This window comes from Sorangium sp. So ce295, from assembly GCF_051527405.1.
GTDB classification, from domain to species: domain Bacteria; phylum Myxococcota_A; class Polyangia; order Polyangiales; family Polyangiaceae; genus Sorangium; species Sorangium cellulosum_B.
The window spans coordinates 11,183,391-11,199,542 of the sequence record NZ_CP150324.1 but is presented as its reverse complement, the minus strand read 5'-3'; the positions used below and the strand labels follow the sequence as shown (position 1 = coordinate 11,199,542).

General features: G+C 70.5%; 13 protein-coding genes. 2 read left to right on the top strand and 11 right to left on the bottom strand.

The window, feature by feature from the left end; genetic code table 11:
* Positions 1-21 precede the first annotated feature (21 nt).
* From WMF11_RS42555 to WMF11_RS42505, 11 genes are all read right to left on the bottom strand, one after another.
* The gene (locus tag WMF11_RS42555) at positions 22-864 is read right to left on the bottom strand and encodes an SCO family protein (RefSeq protein ID WP_437904791.1); all 843 of its coding nucleotides are present in this window, start codon (positions 862-864) and stop codon (positions 22-24) included.
* The gene (locus WMF11_RS42550; protein ID WP_437974837.1) at positions 864-1,523 is read right to left on the bottom strand and encodes a hypothetical protein; all 660 of its coding nucleotides are present in this window, start codon (positions 1,521-1,523) and stop codon (positions 864-866) included. The genes WMF11_RS42555 and WMF11_RS42550 overlap by 1 nt, the downstream gene beginning before the upstream one ends.
* Positions 1,524-1,533: 10 nt before the next feature.
* A complete protein-coding gene (locus WMF11_RS42545) occupies positions 1,534-2,739 on the bottom strand; it encodes a hypothetical protein (RefSeq protein ID WP_437904789.1) in 1,206 nt (401 codons plus the stop codon).
* A complete protein-coding gene (locus WMF11_RS42540) occupies positions 2,736-3,341 on the bottom strand; it encodes a c-type cytochrome (protein ID WP_437974836.1) in 606 nt (201 codons plus the stop codon). The genes WMF11_RS42545 and WMF11_RS42540 overlap by 4 nt, the downstream gene beginning before the upstream one ends.
* The gene (locus tag WMF11_RS42535) at positions 3,338-4,105 is read right to left on the bottom strand and encodes a DUF3341 domain-containing protein (protein ID WP_437904787.1); all 768 of its coding nucleotides are present in this window, start codon (positions 4,103-4,105) and stop codon (positions 3,338-3,340) included. The genes WMF11_RS42540 and WMF11_RS42535 overlap by 4 nt, the downstream gene beginning before the upstream one ends.
* Positions 4,095-5,528 carry an NrfD/PsrC family molybdoenzyme membrane anchor subunit gene (gene nrfD, locus WMF11_RS42530; protein WP_437904786.1) on the bottom strand — a complete coding sequence of 478 codons (1,434 nt, stop codon included), beginning with the start codon at positions 5,526-5,528 and terminating at the stop codon, positions 4,095-4,097. Before nrfD ends, WMF11_RS42535 begins: the two co-directional genes overlap by 11 nt.
* On the bottom strand, positions 5,525-8,524 hold the full coding sequence (locus WMF11_RS42525) for a TAT-variant-translocated molybdopterin oxidoreductase (RefSeq protein WP_437974835.1): 3,000 nt from the start codon (positions 8,522-8,524) through the stop codon (positions 5,525-5,527). Before WMF11_RS42525 ends, nrfD begins: the two co-directional genes overlap by 4 nt.
* Complete coding sequence (locus tag WMF11_RS42520) at positions 8,521-9,216, bottom strand: cytochrome c3 family protein (protein WP_437545829.1); 696 nt, start codon at positions 9,214-9,216, stop codon at positions 8,521-8,523. The genes WMF11_RS42525 and WMF11_RS42520 overlap by 4 nt, the downstream gene beginning before the upstream one ends.
* A 337-nt stretch (positions 9,217-9,553) precedes the next feature.
* On the bottom strand, positions 9,554-10,339 hold the full coding sequence (locus WMF11_RS42515) for a phytanoyl-CoA dioxygenase family protein (protein WP_437545828.1): 786 nt from the start codon (positions 10,337-10,339) through the stop codon (positions 9,554-9,556).
* The gene (locus tag WMF11_RS42510) at positions 10,336-11,331 is read right to left on the bottom strand and encodes an aldo/keto reductase (protein WP_437904783.1); all 996 of its coding nucleotides are present in this window, start codon (positions 11,329-11,331) and stop codon (positions 10,336-10,338) included. The genes WMF11_RS42515 and WMF11_RS42510 overlap by 4 nt, the downstream gene beginning before the upstream one ends.
* Before the next feature lie 10 nt (positions 11,332-11,341).
* Positions 11,342-11,584, bottom strand: coding sequence for a hypothetical protein (locus WMF11_RS42505; protein WP_012240189.1), 243 nt, complete (start codon positions 11,582-11,584; stop codon positions 11,342-11,344).
* 129 nt (positions 11,585-11,713) lie between these two features.
* Here WMF11_RS42505 and WMF11_RS42500 point away from each other — a divergent pair, with 129 nt between their 5' ends.
* Together WMF11_RS42500 and WMF11_RS42495 are read left to right on the top strand one after the other, a co-directional pair.
* Positions 11,714-13,741: a SpoIVB peptidase S55 domain-containing protein gene (locus WMF11_RS42500; RefSeq protein WP_437904782.1), complete on the top strand. Its 2,028-nt coding sequence runs from the start codon at positions 11,714-11,716 to the stop codon at positions 13,739-13,741.
* An 88-nt stretch (positions 13,742-13,829) separates the two neighbouring features.
* The gene (locus WMF11_RS42495) at positions 13,830-15,935 is read left to right on the top strand and encodes a hypothetical protein (RefSeq protein ID WP_437904781.1); all 2,106 of its coding nucleotides are present in this window, start codon (positions 13,830-13,832) and stop codon (positions 15,933-15,935) included.
* Positions 15,936-16,152 lie beyond the last annotated feature (217 nt).

Below are 16,152 nucleotides of genomic sequence, written 5' to 3'. Positions count from 1 at the left end.
TGTGGCTCCGCCACCTTGTATCTAGGAAGCCTCGTTTACACGCGCCCTCGTGCGGGCGCGTTCAGTCCGCCAGAAGCGAATGAGCCAGAGCCCGATGAGCACGACGGTGACGACGCCTGACGCCATCATCAGCCGCCTCGTCGCCAGGACGTACCCTCGGGCGTTGGGATCGTAATGGAAACAGAACAAGAGCACCCGATCCCAGGCGCTCCCGACCTGCCCGCTGCCCGCTTCGCGCAGCGCGAGGCCGAAGTTCTTCTGTGGGAAGGAGATGCCGTACAGCGTGCGCGACAGGCGCCCGTCGGGCGTGAAGACGAACGCGCCCGCCGCGTGTGCGTACTGCTTGGTCGTGTCGTCCCACCGGTAGTGGAAGCCCACCGCGTCGGCGAGCGCGCGCACCGACGCCTCGTCTCCGACGAGGAAGTCGAAGCCGTCGCCGGTGACCGGCTTGCCGTACGCCTCGATGTAGTTCGCCCGCTTCTTGCGCGCGGCTTCGGGCGTGTCGCGGGGGTCGAAGCTGACGACGAGCGCGCGGTACTCCTCGCCCGCGGTCCAGGCGCTCTCCTTCATGGCCTGGAGCACGCCGTTCAGGACCAGCGAGCACAGCATCGGGCACTCGAAATAACCGAGCACCAGGACGAGGGGCTTGTCGCCCGCCGCATATTTGGCGAGCTCGACCTCTTGCCCCGACTGGTCGCGGAGCCGGAGCTTCTGCGGGAGCAGGGCTCCCGGCCGCTCCTCGATGTCGATGCCGGCGAGCTCCGTCGGGATGGTCGTGTCCGCAGCTCGCGCGCTCCGCGCCGGGGTGACCGTGGCCACCACGAGCGCGAGAACGGCGAGCAGGGCAGACAGCGGGCGGGACATCACTGCTCCGGAGCGGGGGTCGCCGGGGCTGCGGGCTTGGGCGCCGCGCCTGCAGGCGCGGCGGGCTTGGCGTCCGCAGGCTTGGCGGGCTTCACGGCGTCGGCGGGCTTGGCCGTCTCGGCGGGCTTCACGGCGTCGGCGGGCTTGGCCGTCTCGGCAGGCTTGGCGGCGTCCGAGGGCTTCGCCGCGTCCTTGTTGCCCGCCGTCGCTGCGTCTTCACCCTTCGACGGCTCGCCGGCGGCGCCCTCGGCGGGCTTCGCCGCGCCGTCCGCGGGCTGCGTCGTGCCCTCGGTCGTCGCGGCGGGAGCGGCCGCGGTCCTCACGCGCTTCTCCTGGTAGTCCTTCAGGGTGAGCGCGACGGCCTGATCGACCGGGATGCGGACGACGCCCTTCTTCTCGTCGGCCCACTGGTAGCGGCTGAGCCGCTCCTTCTCCCAGGCCCGCAGGCTGCGGACCCCGCTGCTCGGCGGCTCCAGCACCTTGGTCGAGATCTCGCGCTCCATCGTCGACTTGAAGATCTCGTTGACGAAGAGCACGACCACCACGATCGAGAGCAGCGTGGCGATCACGATCACGAAGATGAGCGAGTTGTTCGGTCGATCCACCTCGGCCTGGGCCTCGGCGTGATCGGTCGCTGTGTTGTCGGTCGCTTCGCTCATGGCCGGCTCCTTACGGGTTGTCGATCCGAGCCGCTTCGGCAAGGTGAGGGTCGTTCAGGGGATACAGCGGGCTCTTGGACGCCTGGAGCGCGAGCATCCAGGCTCCGACGCCCAGCGGGCCGAGCAAGCCGGCGAGGTCGATCCAGCTCAGGTGCGCGCCGTGGTGATCCACGTTCGGCATGACGAGCCAGTAGAGGTCGACGTAGTGCATCACGAGGAGGAGCACCGACGCCGCGCCGAGCACGAGCGGGCTCCGCTTCGCGTGCCGCGACAGGAGGACGAGGAACGGAACGACGAAGTGCCCGAACAGCAAGGCCAGGCTCACGACCTTCCACGAGCCCTCCCAGCGGTGCTGGTAGAAGATCGTCTCCTCCGGGATGTTCGCGTACCAGATCAGGATGAACTGCGAGAACGCGATGTAGGCCCAGAAGATCGTGAATCCGAAGAGCAGCTTGCCGATGTCGTGCTGGCGCTCGACGTTGCTCACCTTGCGCAGGAGCCCCGCCTTGTGCAGCGCGATCGTGATCAGCGCGAGCGCCGAGAGGGAGCTCGTGGCCGAGCCGGCGAACACGTAGACGCCGAAGATCGTCGAGTACCAGTGCGGGTCGATGCTCATCAGCCAGTCGAACGCCGCGAACGAGATGGTCAGGGCGAAGACAATGACGGCCGGGGCGGCCCCGGCGCGCATCCTCGCGGTGGGCCGGAAATCGGCGCTCTTGTCCTGCGCGCGGGAGGTCTTGATGAACCAGAGCGCGAGGCCCGCCCACGCCGCGAGGAACACCACGGCGCGGATGTAGAAGAACGTCGGGTTCAGGTAGGGCGCCTTCTGGTGCAGCACATGATCGTTCGCCGCGTCGGGCCCCATCCAGTGATGGTAGATGTCATGGGCGAGCACCGCGACCGGGAGGAAGAGCACGATGCAGGCGGGCAGGATGCCGCTCATCCACTCCATGTGGCGGCGCGCGGCCGCCGACCAGCGCGCGCGGGTCAGGTGCTGGATGATCACGAAGAACAGCGCGCCGAGCCCGATCGTCACGAGCCACGTGAAGCCGGTGAGGTACGAGAACGCAAAGCGCTTCGCGTCGGAGACCGCCGCCGCCGCCGAGAGCACCACGCCGACGATCGCCAGCACCATGCTCCCCGAGACGAGCCGCTTCGCGACCGCCGGATCGAGGACCTTCGCGTCCTCGGCCAGAGCACTTCCGTGGGACTTCATGGAGTTCCGCTCTCCTTCGCGATGTTGCCCCGCTGGGCCTCGGGCACGTCGTCGACGCGCGCGTGCTGGCTGTGCTGCAGCACGCGCACCCACGTGACGATCGCCCACCGGTCCTTGACCGGGATCTGCTTCCGATAGGACGGCATGTTGCGCACGCCGTTCGTGATGACGTTAAAGATCTCGCCGTCGGGCAGGCCGATGGCCCGCTCGGACGCGAGGTCGATGGGGGGCGGGTATCCGCGCTTCACCACCATGCCCTGGCCGCTCCCGCTCTGGTCGTGGCACGGCGCACAGTAGATGTTGAAGCGATCCTGGCCGCGCCGGATCACCGTCTCATCGACGGTGATGGGCGCGAACGCCAGGAACGTCTCGCCTTCCTTGCCGGTGCGGTAGGCCTCGCTCTCGTCGAGCGATCCCTGGGCCACCGTGCCTTCGACGATCGGCCGCATCGCCCGCCCGTCGGGGAACAGGCTGGTGCCCTCCTCGGGCTGGAACTTGGGCTGCCAGTCCATGTCTCCGAAGAGGTGGATCGGCGGATCGCTGCTCGCCTGTCCGCGGCAGCCTGCCAGGACGACGAGGAGGGGAATGCACCAGCGCTTCACGAGGAGACCTCCCGGATGCCCTGGGCGCCGAGGCGCTGGAGGAGGTTGCGCGTCTCCGTGGAGTCGAACTTCGGGTCGCTCGCCTCGACGCTGATGAAGAAGGCGTCGTCGGTCGCCCGCGGGAACGAGGGGTGCGTCATGGTGGGGTGGAACAAGGTGGGCAGGCGCCCGAGCGCGAAGAGCCCGAAGAAGCACGTGAGCGCCGCGAAGAGGACCGTGAGCTCGAAGAAGATGGGGATGAAGGCCTGGTACGAGAACGACGGCTTGCCGCTGATGATGAGCGGATAGTCGTAGTACTGCGTGTACCAGGCGAGCGCGATGGCGCTGGCGAGCCCCGCCGCCCCGCCGCCGAGCACGAGCCACGGCAGCGGAGACGGCTTGAGCCCCATCGCCTTCTCCAGCCCGTGCACGGGGAACGGCGTGTGCGCGTCGAAGCGGCTGTACCCGGCGTCCCGGAGCGCCTCGCACGCGTGGAAGATGTCCTTCGGGGTCGTGAAGTAGCCCATCACCCCGAACAGGGTCGACTCGCCGTCCGCCTCGTGCTCGGCCTTGCGCTCCAGCTTGCGCTCGATCGCGAGCGCGGCCTGACCGTGCGGCCCGCTCTCGCGGGGCTCGTCGTACTCCGCGTCGTCCTCGGGCACGTGGCCCTGCGGCTTGATGTCGGGCTGGCTGTCGCGCGCGGAGTCCTTGTGCGCTCGTGCCTCCTCGGCCGAGGCGGGCTTCCCGGAGCGCTTCTGGCGTCGGGCGTCGCTGTTACGCTGCATGATGAGCCTCGTCGTTGCTGTGCGAGCCGTGAGGATCGGCCGCCGCCGTGACCCCCTTCACCTCGCTGATCGCGACCATCGGCAGGTAGCGGACGAACAGCAGGAAGAGCGTGAAGAAGAGGCCGAACGAACCGAAGAACGTCGAGATGTCCCAGATGGTCGGGCGGAAGTAGGTCCAGCTCGAGGGGAGGAAGTCGCGGTGGAGGCTCGTCACGATGATGACGAAGCGCTCGAACCACATCCCGATGTTGACCAGGATCGAGATGATGAACATCGCGGGGATGCTGGTGCGCACCTTCTTGAACCAGAAGAGCTGCGGGAAGATCACGTTGCAGCTCACCATGGTCCAGTAGGCCCAGGCGTACGGGCCGAGGATGCGGTTCCGGAAGGCGAACTGCTCGTAGCCGTTGCCGCTGTACCAGGCGATGAAGAGCTCCATCCCGTACGCGTAACCGACCATGGTGCCGGTCGCGACGATGACCTTGTTCATGTTCTCGAGGTGCCGCATCGTGATGAGCCCCTCGAGACCGAACGCCTTGCGCGCGAACACCATCAGCGTGACGACCATCGCGAACCCGCTGAAGATGGCGCCGGCGACGAAGTACGGCGGGAAGATCGTCGTGTGCCAGCCGGGGACGATCGAGACGGCGAAGTCGAACGACACGATCGTGTGCACGCTGAGCACGAGCGGCGTCGAGAGCCCGGCGAAGATCAGGTAGGCCTTCTCGTAGTGGAGCCAGTGGCGGTGCGAGCCGCGCCAGCCGAGGCTGAGGATCCCGAAGACGATCTGCTTCGTCCGGGTCGTGGCCCGGTCGCGGATCGTGGCGAGATCAGGGATGAGCCCGACGAACCAGAAGAGGGTCGAGACCGTCGCGTACGTCGAGACGGCGAACACGTCCCAGAGCAGCGGGCTCTTGAAGTTCGGCCAGAGGCTCATCTGGTTCGGGATCGGGAACAGCCAGTGGGCGAACCAGATCCGGCCCAGGTGGGCCACCGGGTAGATGGCGGCGCACGCGACCGCGAAGATCGTCATCGCCTCCGCGGCGCGGTTGATGCTCGTCCTCCACTTCTGGCGGAAGAGGAAGAGGATGGCGCTGATCAGCGTGCCGGCGTGGCCGATACCGACCCAGAACACGAAGCCGGTGATGTCCCACGCCCAGTTGACCGTGGTGTTCAGCCCCCAGATACCGATACCGGTCCCGACGAGGTGAACGAGCGAGCCGGCGAGGATGAAGAGGATGCTGATGGCAAGGCACAGCAGGACGAGCCACCCGGGGGGGCGCTTGCTGAGGACGATGCCCGAGATCTTGTCGGTGAGAGAGCGGAAGTCGTCCTTCCCCTGCACGAGCGGCGCCTCGTCCAAGAGGGCGGCGCGGTCCGAGAGCCGGGGGTGATCGACCTGGAGGGGTGCTGTGGCGCTCATGCGTCGGCGAGCTCCGGGTTCTTGTTGCGGATCTTGGCGAGGTACGTGACCCGCGGCTTGGTGTTGATCTCGTCCAGCAATCTGTAACCGCGCGGGCTAGCGGCCGCCGCGGCCACCTGGCTCTTGGGGTCGTCGAGGTCGCCGAAGACGATGGCCTGCGTCGGGCAAGCGCCCTGGCACGCGGTCACGACCTCGCCGTCCTTGATGTGCTCCCGCCCCTCTCGCTTGGCGTCGATCTTGGCGTGGTTGATCCGCTGCACGCAGAAGGTGCACTTCTCCATGACGCCCCGCGATCGGACGGTGACGTTGGGGTTGAACTGCATCTTCCGCTCCTCCGAGTCCACCTGGTTGTACTCGAGGAAGTTGAAGCGACGGACCTTGTAAGGGCAGTTGTTGGCGCAGTACTTCGTGCCGACGCACCGGTTGTACGCCATGTCGTTCAGCCCCTCGGGGCTGTGCGTCGTGGCGGCGACCGGGCAGACCTGCTCGCACGGCGCGTTCTCGCAGTGCTGGCAGGGGAGCGGCTGCGAGATGCTCTCCGGCTCGTTCGGGTCCGTGCCCTGGAAGTAGCGGTCGATCCGGAGCCAGTGCATCTCGCGGGTCTGCCGCACGCCGTCGGCGCCGACGACCGGGATGTTGTTCTCGGCCTGGCAGGCGACGACGCACGCGTTGCAGCCGAGGCAGGCGTTGAGGTCGATGGTCATGCCCCAGGCGTGCCCCTGCCGCCGGTTCGGCTCCTTGAACAGGCTGAGGAGCGGCGGCACGTGGACCTGCTTCTGGGCGAACTCCGGGTCCTTCTGGAACTCGGCGAGCGTGCCCTCCCGCGCGAGCGGGCGGCCCTCCATCACGAAGTGCTCCTGGGTGCGCGCGAGCTCGACGACCTCGCCGGTCTTCTCCAGCGAGAAGCCGCCGGCGAGCTCGAAGGCGTCGCTCTTGCGCAGCGGGGTCGTGTCGACGCCGACGCCATGGCCGACCCGGAGCTTCGCGCGCCGCCCCTGGCCGACGGTGATGCCCACCGAGTCGTCCGCCTGCCCCGGCGCGACGAGGACGGGGATCCGCACCGACGCGCCGCTGCCCGTCAGCGTCACGACGTCGCCGTCCTTCAGGCCGAGCCGCGCCGCCGTCGAGGGCGAGAGGTTCGCGGCGCTGCCCCAGGTGAGCTTCGTCATCGGGTGGGGCAGCTCCTGGAGCCACCCGTTGTTCGCGAACCGGCCGTCCCACGTGTGCACGTCGGGCCGGAAGGTCACCTCCAGGCCCTCGCCCAGGGCGGGCGCGAACGCGCGGAGCGCCTCGATCGCGCCCTGCGCCGCGGCGGCCACCTGCTCGTCCGCGAGCTGGGTCCCCGCGACGAGGCCGTCGTGCAGCGCGCGGCGGAAGTCGTCCTCGGTGCGCTTCGCGCCCTCGGCGGTCAGCCAGGTCGCCCGCACCAGATCGTAGGCCGTCCGCGAGCCGCCGAGCAGGAGCTCGATGACCTCGGCGTCGGTCCTGCCGCCGAAGAGCGGGGCGATGAGCGGCTGCGCGACGCTGGCCGTCCCGTCCTCCGCCCGCACGTCGCTCCACGACTCCAGCGGGTGGGCGCGGTTCAGGTGCCAGCGGGTGCGCTCGCTCGTCTCGTCGACGTGCGTCGAGACGTGCACGCTCACGGGCACCTTGGCGAGCGCGTCGGCGAAGCGCGCGTCCGCGGGCGCGTCGAAGGCCGGGTTGCCGCCCAGGATGATCAGCGTCTCGACGTCGCCCTTCTCGATGGAGCGCGCGAGCTCGACGAGCGCCTCGGGGCCCTCGCGCGAGTCGTCGAAGGGCGCGACGTGCCGGACCGCCTTGCCCGTGTTGTCGAGCGCGAGGTTGATGAGGTGCACGAGCCCGTGGACCTCCTTCGGCAGCGAGCGCCCGGCCACGACAGCGCCCTCGCCCCGGTTGGCGACGAGGTCGGCGGCGATGGCGGCGACGTGCCGGGTCGCCTTGGCGTCGAGCCCCTCCGATTTGCCCGCGAGCGCGCTGAGCAGCTGTGGGTCGAGCGCGACCCCGCGCTTGCCGAGCTCGGTCGCGAGGGCGAAGGCGAAGGCGGGGATCTTGCGGCTCTGGATGCGGAGCCGGTGATCCGCGGCCGCGCCGGTGATCGTGAAGGTGCTCTCGACGGAGTAGAGGCGGTTCATCGCCTTCGGGTCCTTGTCGACAGCGCGGCCCGCCGTGAACGCGCGCCCCTGCTTGAGCGGGCTGCCGTCGGAGGCGAACAGGTCGGCGTCGAGCGCGACGATCACGCGCGCCTTCGTCAGGTCGAGCGTGGTCTCGAGCGGCTTGCCGAACGCGAGCCGCGCGCCCTCACGCGCGGCGTCGCGCGAGAAGGGCTCGTACCGGACGACGCGCGCCTCGGGCAGCGTCTTGCGGAGATCGGCGAGGCGCGCGGCCAGCGTCGGCGACCGGTGCGCCTCGGTCAGGATCGTGAGCCCCTTGCCGCCGCGGCCGCGGAGCTTGTCGCCCTCGGTGCGGAGGAACGCCGCCGCGTCGTCCCAGGACTTTTCGGTCGCGCCCTCGCGCGGCGACTTGCTGCGATCGGGATCGTAAAGGTCGAGGATCGAGGCCTGGATGTGGAGGGTGGTCCCGCCGAGGCTCTCGGGGTGCTTCGGGTTGCCCTCGATCTTGGTGGGCCGCCCCTCGTGGCTCTCGACGATGACGCCGAAGGCCGTGCCCATCATCGGCAGCGCCGTCGCGAAGAACAGCGGCTTGCCCGGGATGACCTCCTCCGGGGTCCGCGAGTACGGCAGGATCTGCTCGACAGGCCGGCGGCAGCCCACGAGGCCGCCGAGCGCGAGCGACGCGCCCATGAGGCTCAGGAACGTGCGCCGCCCGACGCCCTCCGGCGGCTCGAACGCGGCCGGCGGGAACTCGCGCCCGAGCGCGTCGACGAAGTCGGGCGAGCCGGAGAGCTCGTCCAAGCTGCGCCAGTAGGTCTTTCCAGAGAGATCCTGGGCGAGGGGGAGAGGAGTTCGTTTACTCATCGGTGGCACCCCGAGCAGTGAAGCGGCGCTTGCACCTGCCGCCCGGAGGAAGTGACCGCTGGCACGCGATCGTTGTAAGGCTCGTGGCTCGCGGGGATGCCGGCGCCCGCCATGGCGGCCGTCGCGGGTGCCATATCCATCTTGGTGACGTCGGCGGGATTGCGGAGGTTGGGACCCGGATCGCGGTGGCAGTCCAGACACCATCCCATGGTGAGCGGCTGGACCTGCCGGACCTTGTGCATCTGGTCCACGCGTCCGTGACAGCTCACGCAGCCGACCCCTGCGGCCAGGTGGGCCGAGTGGTCGAAATAGGCGTAGTCCGGAAGGTTGTGGACGCGCACCCAGGGGATGGGTTGATCCGTCGCCCAGCTCTCCTGCACGAGGAGGAGCTTTTCGCTGTCCCGCCGCACCTTGGCATGACAGTTCATGCACGTCTCGGTGGGGGGAACCGCGGCGAAGCTGGATACCTCTACTGTGCTGTGACAGTAGCGGCAGTCGATGCCGAGGTCGCCGGCGTGCAGCTTGTGGGAATAGTCAACCGGTTGATCCGGCTGATACCCGACCTCGAGATGTTTGTTGGTACCGTAGTACCAGAATCCGCCGATCACAGCGGCGCCGAGGGGCAGAACTCCGAAGAGCAGCCCCAGCGGAACCACTTTGTTGGCCCATCGTGGGAACAGGAACCGAGCCATAGGGTTGTGGTGGGCGTCGGAGGGACGCGCGGGCGCAGTTATGGCTTGCTGGCGGGGTGCGACAAGACGGCAAAGTGCCGCGTGACTGCGGCAGATTGCCGCTGTGGGTAATTGAGGCTCCACGCCGCGGCAGGTCGCCGCGGGGGCGCGGCACTTTGCCGCGGGTGCAGGCGTCCGTCCTTACGACACGGGGGCGAACTGGATGTGACACCGGCTCGAAAAATTGTCGAAACGTCACGCCGGCCGGGGAACGTTCCGGGGAAGCCAGGGGAACAGGGGAAGGAGAGGGCTGGCGAGCGAGGGGGCCGCCGCGCCGAGGCCGCCTGCCCGGGGGAGCTCAGAACACCGGCGTGAACGTGCGTGGGGCCTTCTTCTTCCGGAGGCAGCGGGTCGCCCTGCTCATGTAGCAGACGGTGAACGCTCGCCTCGGCTGGCCGCTCCGGTTCATGGCGGAGCAGTGCCAGAGGTAGTTGTGGATCAGCAGCGCCTCGCCCGCGCGCGCCGGCAGCGCGATCTTGCGGGCGTCCGCGTCGGCCGCGCGCACGCGGTCGATCGGAATGACGCCGCCGAGCGGCGTCGCGAGCCCGTCGATGTGGCTGCCTTCCAGCACCTCCACGCAGCCGCCGCCGGCGGGCGCGTCGTCGAGCGCAGTCCAGATCTGCAGCTCGGGGTCGCGATCCAGCCCCCAGTAGCTGCCGCCGTCCTGGTGCCACGGCAGCGGCGTCCCTCCGGACGCGGCCTTGTTGAAGAGCACGGCCCGGTAGATGGAGACCTCGCCGTCGATGAGCGCGCGCGCGATCCTCTCGAAGAGCGGGTTCTCGATCCAGGCGAGGAACAGCGGGTCCTTCTCGAGCTTCTCGAGCTTCCGGTACGACGTGCTCGGCCCCTGGTAGCCCTTGCCGTACGGCAGATCCTCGTAGCGGCCCGACGCGGCGTCGTGCTGGAAGAAGAGCCCGGGGTACGTGACGCGCCCGAGCATCAGGTCATCCGAGCGCGCGCGCAGCGCCGCGAGCCCCGCGTCGGTCATCACGCGCCCGAGGCGGGCGTGGCCGCGGGCGGCGTAGTCGGCCAGGGGGCCCGCGAGATCGAGGTCCCTGGCCTCGGGCAGGAGGAGATCGATCATCGCGCGTAGCTCGCGTCGGTGCCGAGGTGATCGCGGTAGAGCGCGTCCATGCGCCGCGCCGCCTCCTCCGAGAGCGGGCGCCCGACGGCGTCGGCCGCCGCGTCGAGGTGCTCTGCCCGGACCGGGCCGACCAGGATGGAGTCGACGACGTCCCGCCCCGCGAGCCAGGCGTACGACAGCGAGAGCAGGCTCATCTCTTCGTCCGCCGCCACCGATGCGTAGCTGGCCGCGAGCTCGAACATGCGCCTGCTCCAGTACCGGCGCTGGTAGAGGCGGTTGCCCTCGAAGCGCGAGCCCGCCTGCGTCGCCTCCGGCCCCGCGTGCCGCCCCGTCAAGAGCCCGCCGGCGAGCGGGTTGTACACAGCGGTGGCCAGCGCGTACCGCCGCGCGAAGGCGGCGTACTCGACGTCGAGCTGGCGGATCAGCGCGTTGTAGAGCACCTGAGAGACGGCGGGGCGCGGCTTCCCGACGGCGTCGCGGCGCGCAATGATCTCGAGGATCTGCCACGACGCGAAGTTGCTGACCCCGTACTGCAGGATCTTCCCGTGCTCGAGCAGGGCGTCGATCGCCGACAGCGTCTCCTCGATGGGCGTCTCCGGGTCCGGCGCGTGGAGATAGCAGACGTCGACGTGGTCGGTGCCGAGGCGCGCGAGGCTCTCTTCGACGGCGCGGATCACGCGTTCGCGCCCGAGGCCCTCGGGCCTGCCCCGGACGCGGCGCAGGCCGACCTTGGTGGCGATCTGCGCCTCGGCCCGGCGGCCCCGGAGCGCCCGGCCGAGGATCCGCTCGGACGCGCCGTCCTGGTAGAGGTTCGCCGTGTCGAACGCGGTGATCCCTCGCTCGAGCGCGCGCAGGGTGATGCGCTCGGCCTCCTCGGGCGGCGTGCGGCCGCCGAAGTTCATCGTGCCGACGAGGATCGCGGGCGGCGCGCCCGGGCGCCGCTTCGCCGTCATTCCCGCCCTCACGTCGTCAGCCTTCACGTCAGGCGCCACGCCCTGCTCCTCACGCCCGCGCGACGAGGAGCGCGAGCACGTACACGATCAGCCATACGAGCCACAGGGTGCTCGTCCGCCGCCACCCCAGCCGGAAGCCGTACATCGGCGCGAGCGGCGGCACCACCAGCGCGACGAGCCCGCGCCAGCGCGGCTGGCTCCGGAGCGCGAGCCGCGCGGCCAGCGCGACGTGGGTGGTCACCCAGGCGGCGAACGAAAGGACGAGCGTCGCGGTCGCCGCGATATCCTTCACGGGGCGAAGCCTAGCGTCGCCGGCGCGCCCCGCCTCTGGAAAACGGCGATCCCGGGCAGCGCGGTGACCTCCCGGCGCGCCCGGAGCCCCCGCTCTGTCGCGCTACCAAATCCGGGCTAAGCTTGGCCCGTGCCTCTGCGCAACATGCCGTGTTTTCGTCCGGATTCCTTCCTCATCGCGCGCGCCGCCCCGCTCGCGACCCGCAGCGCGAGGGCGATCGCGGGCGCCATCCGCGCCCTCGTCGACCGCGACGGCCGCCTCATCCCCCTGAGCCTGCTCGCCGGCGCGGCGTGCAGCGTCGCCGTCGGCGTCGGCGCGGCCCAGGCGATCTCCGCTCCGCCCGATACGTTGCCGCTCTCCGAGGTGAAGCCGGGCATGAAGGGGTACGGCCTCACCGTCTTCTCCGGCACCACGCCCGAGAAGTTCGACGTCGAGGTCATCTCGACGCTCCGCAATTTCCGGCCGAACCAGGACCTCGTCCTCGTCAAGACGCAGCACCCGCGCCTCGAGGTCGCGCGCACCGTGGCGGGGATGAGCGGCAGCCCGATCTACCTGAACGGCAAGATGATCGGCGCCTACGCGTACGGCTGGCTCTTCGGCGCGGAGGCGATCGCCGGCGTCACCCCGATCAAGTCGATGCTCGACGAGCTCGCGCGTCCGCTCCCGCGCGGGATCGCCCCGAAGGTCGGCGGCCCGCTGCCGGCCCCGGTGAGCCGCGCCGGCGGTGCGACGCCGCCGCCGCCGCCGCGCGCCGCCGCGCCCGCTCGCCTGCACGGGAGCCGCGGCTTCCTGGGGGCCGTCGACGCCTACGACCTCGCCGGCCACGCCAGCCAGATCGCCGCGCGCGTCGCGCCGTCGCTCGCCCCGCCCGAATCGACGAGCCTCGCGCGCGCCTCGACGCCGGTGATGCTCGGCGGGCTCGGCGGGACGTCGCTGCGCATCGCGAGCGATCTGCTCGGCCCCATGGGGCTCGATCCGATGCAGGCCGGCGGCGGCTCGTCCGCGAGCCCGGAGCCGGGCGCGCCGACCAAGTACGTCGACGGGGGGGCGATCGGCGTCGAGCTCGTGCGCGGCGACATCTCCGCGATGGGCATCGGCACGGTCACGCGCGTGTCGGGCGACAAGCTTGTCGCGTTCGGCCACCCCATGATGAACGGCGGCGTCACGAACCTCCCCGCCGCGATCGCGCGGGTCCACTGGATCCTCGCGAGCCAGAACCGGAGCTTCAAGATCGGCGAGGCGGTGCGGCCTCTGGGCACGCTGGTGAACGATCGCCAGGCCGCGATCGTCGTCGACAGCTCGGCGAAGGCGCCGGTCTTCCCGATGCGCGTCCAGATCGACGGCGTGGCGGGCGCGCCGCACCCGACGTGGAACGTCGAGGTCGCGCACGATCAGTTCCTCGCGCCCGCCTTCGTCTCGATGGCCGTCGGCAACGCCGTCGAGGCGACGACGGCCGAGCGGCGGGACATGACCTGGCGGGCGGTGAGCCAGGTGAAGATCGGGCGCTACGGCACCATCTCGCTCGTCGACTTCGGCGCTGGCAACGGCACCCCGCTCAGCAGCGACGATTTCGTCCGCAGCCGGCTCGTCCGGGCGATGGGAGCCCTGCTCAACAACCCCTGGGAGGACGTCTCGATCGAGCGCGTCGACACCCGCGTGAAGGTCACGTTCGACCGCGAGGTCGTGCTGCTGCGCGGCGCGAAGGTGCTCGAGCCGGAGATCGAGGCGGGCGCGCCCGCGCGGATCCGCCTGGATCTCCAGCCCCATCAAGGCCCCATCGAGTCGCGCGTCATCGAGGTGCCGGTGCCGCGCGAGCTCGCCGGCGGCCAGGTGGACATCGATCTCGCGCCCGGCTACGAGGTGGAGCGCCCGATGGCGACCCCGAACAACGTCGCCGAGCTCGTTGCGATGCTGCCGAGCCAGACCCACGACGCGGAGAGCGTCGTCGCGACGTTCCGGCTCCGGGAGAACGGCGCGGCGTACCGCGGCAAGGTCGCCTCGCGGCTCCCCCCGGGCGCGATGGACACGCTGCGCCCGAGCTCCGCGTCCGACGCGCCCGAGACCTTCGGCGCGCAGGTGCAGGTGCCGGTGTCCCTCAAGCGCTTCCTGGTCGGGAAAGACTCCGTGAGCGTCACGGTCCGGCCTATCCTCCGCTGAGCCCGCCGGTCTCCCGCCTCCCTCTCTTCCCTGACCCCCCCCTCTCCCTGACCCCCCCTCTCCCTGACCCCCCTCCATCTTGCGACCCATGAGCACAGAGCGCTCTTCTGCCCATTCCCGAACGCCTCACCTTCGCGCCGTCCCCTCTCCGCGCAGGCTCCTCGCCGCCGCCGTCGCCGCCGTGGGGCTCGTCGCGCTGCCGGCCCACGCGGTGGGCACGCGCAGCTTCGAGCTCCGATCGCTCGAGGACCTGAAGGGCGGGGATCTCACCGGCGTCAGCGTGGACTCGAACGGCGCCGTGCGCGCCGGGCTGACGCTCGGCGCGACGCCGCTGCCGGACGCGACGTCCATCTGGAGCTCCGTGGTGCTGCCGGACGGGACGGTGCTGCTCGGCACGGGCAACGAGGGGAAGATCTACAGCGTCTCGGGCGGCCGGGTCGCGCTCGTGGCCACGACCGGGCAGATGGCGGTCAGCGCGCTCGCGCTCGCGGAAGGTGGCGACGTCATCGCGGGGACCTTCCCCGAGGGCAAGCTCTTCCGCCTGCCGCGCGGCGCGGGCAACGGCGGTCCGGCGAAGGTCTTCGCCGAGCTCCCCGACACCGAGGACGTGTGGGGCCTCGCGTACGATCCCAGGGCGAAGGCGCTCTACGCGGCGACCGGCTCGGGGGGGAAGCTGTTCCGCGTCGACGCCGCGGGCAAGGCTCAGGTGTACTTCGACAGCGACGAGCCGCACCTCATGTGCGTCGCCGTCGGGGACGACGGCGCCGTCTACGCCGGCTCGAACGGCAAGGCGCTCCTCTACAAGCTCACGGCGCCCGGGCGCGCGACCGTGCTCTACGACTTCGACGCCGACGACGTGAAGGCCATCGCGATCGCGCCGGGCGCGAAGGGCGGCGCGATCTACGCGATCGCCAACAAGTACGCCGAGGCGTTCGCCCCCCCGAAGCGCAACCGGAGCGGGCCGCCGTCGCCGCAGCCGGCGCGCGCGCCGAAGCCCGGCAAGGGCGTGCTCATGCGCTTCGATCGGAGCGGCGTCGCCGAGAAGATGATGAGCGACGACGACACCCACTACGTCTCGCTCGGCCTCGGCGACGACCTGACGCCGTACGTCGGGACCGGCGCGGAAGGCCAGCTCTACGCCGTGAGCGACAACCACGTCGCGCGGCTCGTCGCCGACACCGACGAGCGCCAGGTCGGCGCCTTCCTGATGGCCGGGCGGCGCAGGTTCGTCGCGACCACCGACCCGGCGGTCTTCCACGAGGTGAAGGGCGTCGGCGGCGCCGACGCGGTGTGGACGAGCAAGGTGCTCGACGCCGGGCTGCGGGCCACGTTCGGGCGCCTTTCGTGGCGCTCCGACGGCGCGCTGGAGCTCGAGACCCGGAGCGGAAACACCGACGCGCCGGACGGCACCTGGAGCCCGTGGTCCACAGCGCTCGCCGCGCCGGGCGACGTGAAGAGCCCTCCGGCGCGCTTCGCGCAGATCCGCGCGCGCTGGCGCCGCGATCCGGGCGCGGTGCTCCGCGAGGTGAAGCTCTCGTTCGTCACCGACAACGCGCGCGCCGTGGTCACGTCGATCGAGGCCGCGCCGAAGGGGCAGACGAAGCCCTCTCGCTCGAGCCTCCCGCCGTCGGGCGGGGAGGCGCCGAAGCCCGTGAGCGCGCTCCAGCTGACATGGAAGGTCGACAATCCAGATCAGGACGACCTCCGCTACCGCCTCTCCTACCGGATGGAGGGGCAGTCGACCTGGCGCAGCCTGCTGAAGCCGGGCGAGAAGGTGACGCGCGCCGAGCACGTATGGGACACGACCGCGCTTCCCGAAGGCGAGTACCGCATCCTCGTCGAGGCGAGCGACGAGCTGGCGAACCCGCCCGAGCGCACGCTGCGCCACAGCCTCGAGTCGGGCACCGTCCTTGTCGACAGCACGCCGCCGGTGTTCCGGGCGCTCGCGCTGCAGGGGCGCCGGCTCACGGGCGAGGTCGGGGACGGCCTTGGTCCGGTCGCGCGCGTCGAGGTCTCGATCGCGGGCCTGGAGGAGTGGCGGCCCATCTTCCCGAGCGACGGCGTCTTCGACGAGGCTGTCGAGCCGTTTGAGGCGGATCTCGGCGCGATCGTGCCGCCGGGCGCGCACCTGCTCGCGGTGCGCGCCTATGACAGCGCGGGCAACGTGGTCACCCGCGACATCGAGGCGCGGTAGGCGCCATCACACACCATCGCGCGAGGCCCGGCGCTCGGTGCGACACGGGCGTCATGCTTGCGCCAGGGATGCCCGCAGGCGAGGTGCCCCCATGTTCGCGGCGCACAGGACGGCGTCCTCACCCAGGTTGCGCTCGGCGCCCTGGCGACGACACACAGAATCGGCACATTCTGTGAATGCAGGAGGCGACATGATACGCTCATTCCGCTTGTGTTTT

What these genes read in the sequence shown, in the direction of transcription:
- WMF11_RS42555 (WP_437904791.1), bottom strand. Translation starts at nt 864, where the DNA reads ATGTCCCGCCCGCTGTCTGCCCTGCTCGCCGTTCTCGCGCTCGTGGTG.
- WMF11_RS42550 (WP_437974837.1), bottom strand. Translation starts at nt 1,523, where the DNA reads ATGAGCGAAGCGACCGACAACACAGCGACCGATCACGCCGAGGCCCAG.
- WMF11_RS42545 (WP_437904789.1), bottom strand. Translation starts at nt 2,739, where the DNA reads ATGAAGTCCCACGGAAGTGCTCTGGCCGAGGACGCGAAGGTCCTCGAT.
- WMF11_RS42535 (WP_437904787.1), bottom strand. Translation starts at nt 4,105, where the DNA reads ATGCAGCGTAACAGCGACGCCCGACGCCAGAAGCGCTCCGGGAAGCCC.
- nrfD (WP_437904786.1), bottom strand. Translation starts at nt 5,528, where the DNA reads ATGAGCGCCACAGCACCCCTCCAGGTCGATCACCCCCGGCTCTCGGAC.
- WMF11_RS42525 (WP_437974835.1), bottom strand. Translation starts at nt 8,524, where the DNA reads ATGAGTAAACGAACTCCTCTCCCCCTCGCCCAGGATCTCTCTGGAAAG.
- WMF11_RS42520 (WP_437545829.1), bottom strand. Translation starts at nt 9,216, where the DNA reads ATGGCTCGGTTCCTGTTCCCACGATGGGCCAACAAAGTGGTTCCGCTG.
- WMF11_RS42515 (WP_437545828.1), bottom strand. Translation starts at nt 10,339, where the DNA reads ATGATCGATCTCCTCCTGCCCGAGGCCAGGGACCTCGATCTCGCGGGC.
- WMF11_RS42495 (WP_437904781.1), top strand. Translation starts at nt 13,830, where the DNA reads ATGAGCACAGAGCGCTCTTCTGCCCATTCCCGAACGCCTCACCTTCGC.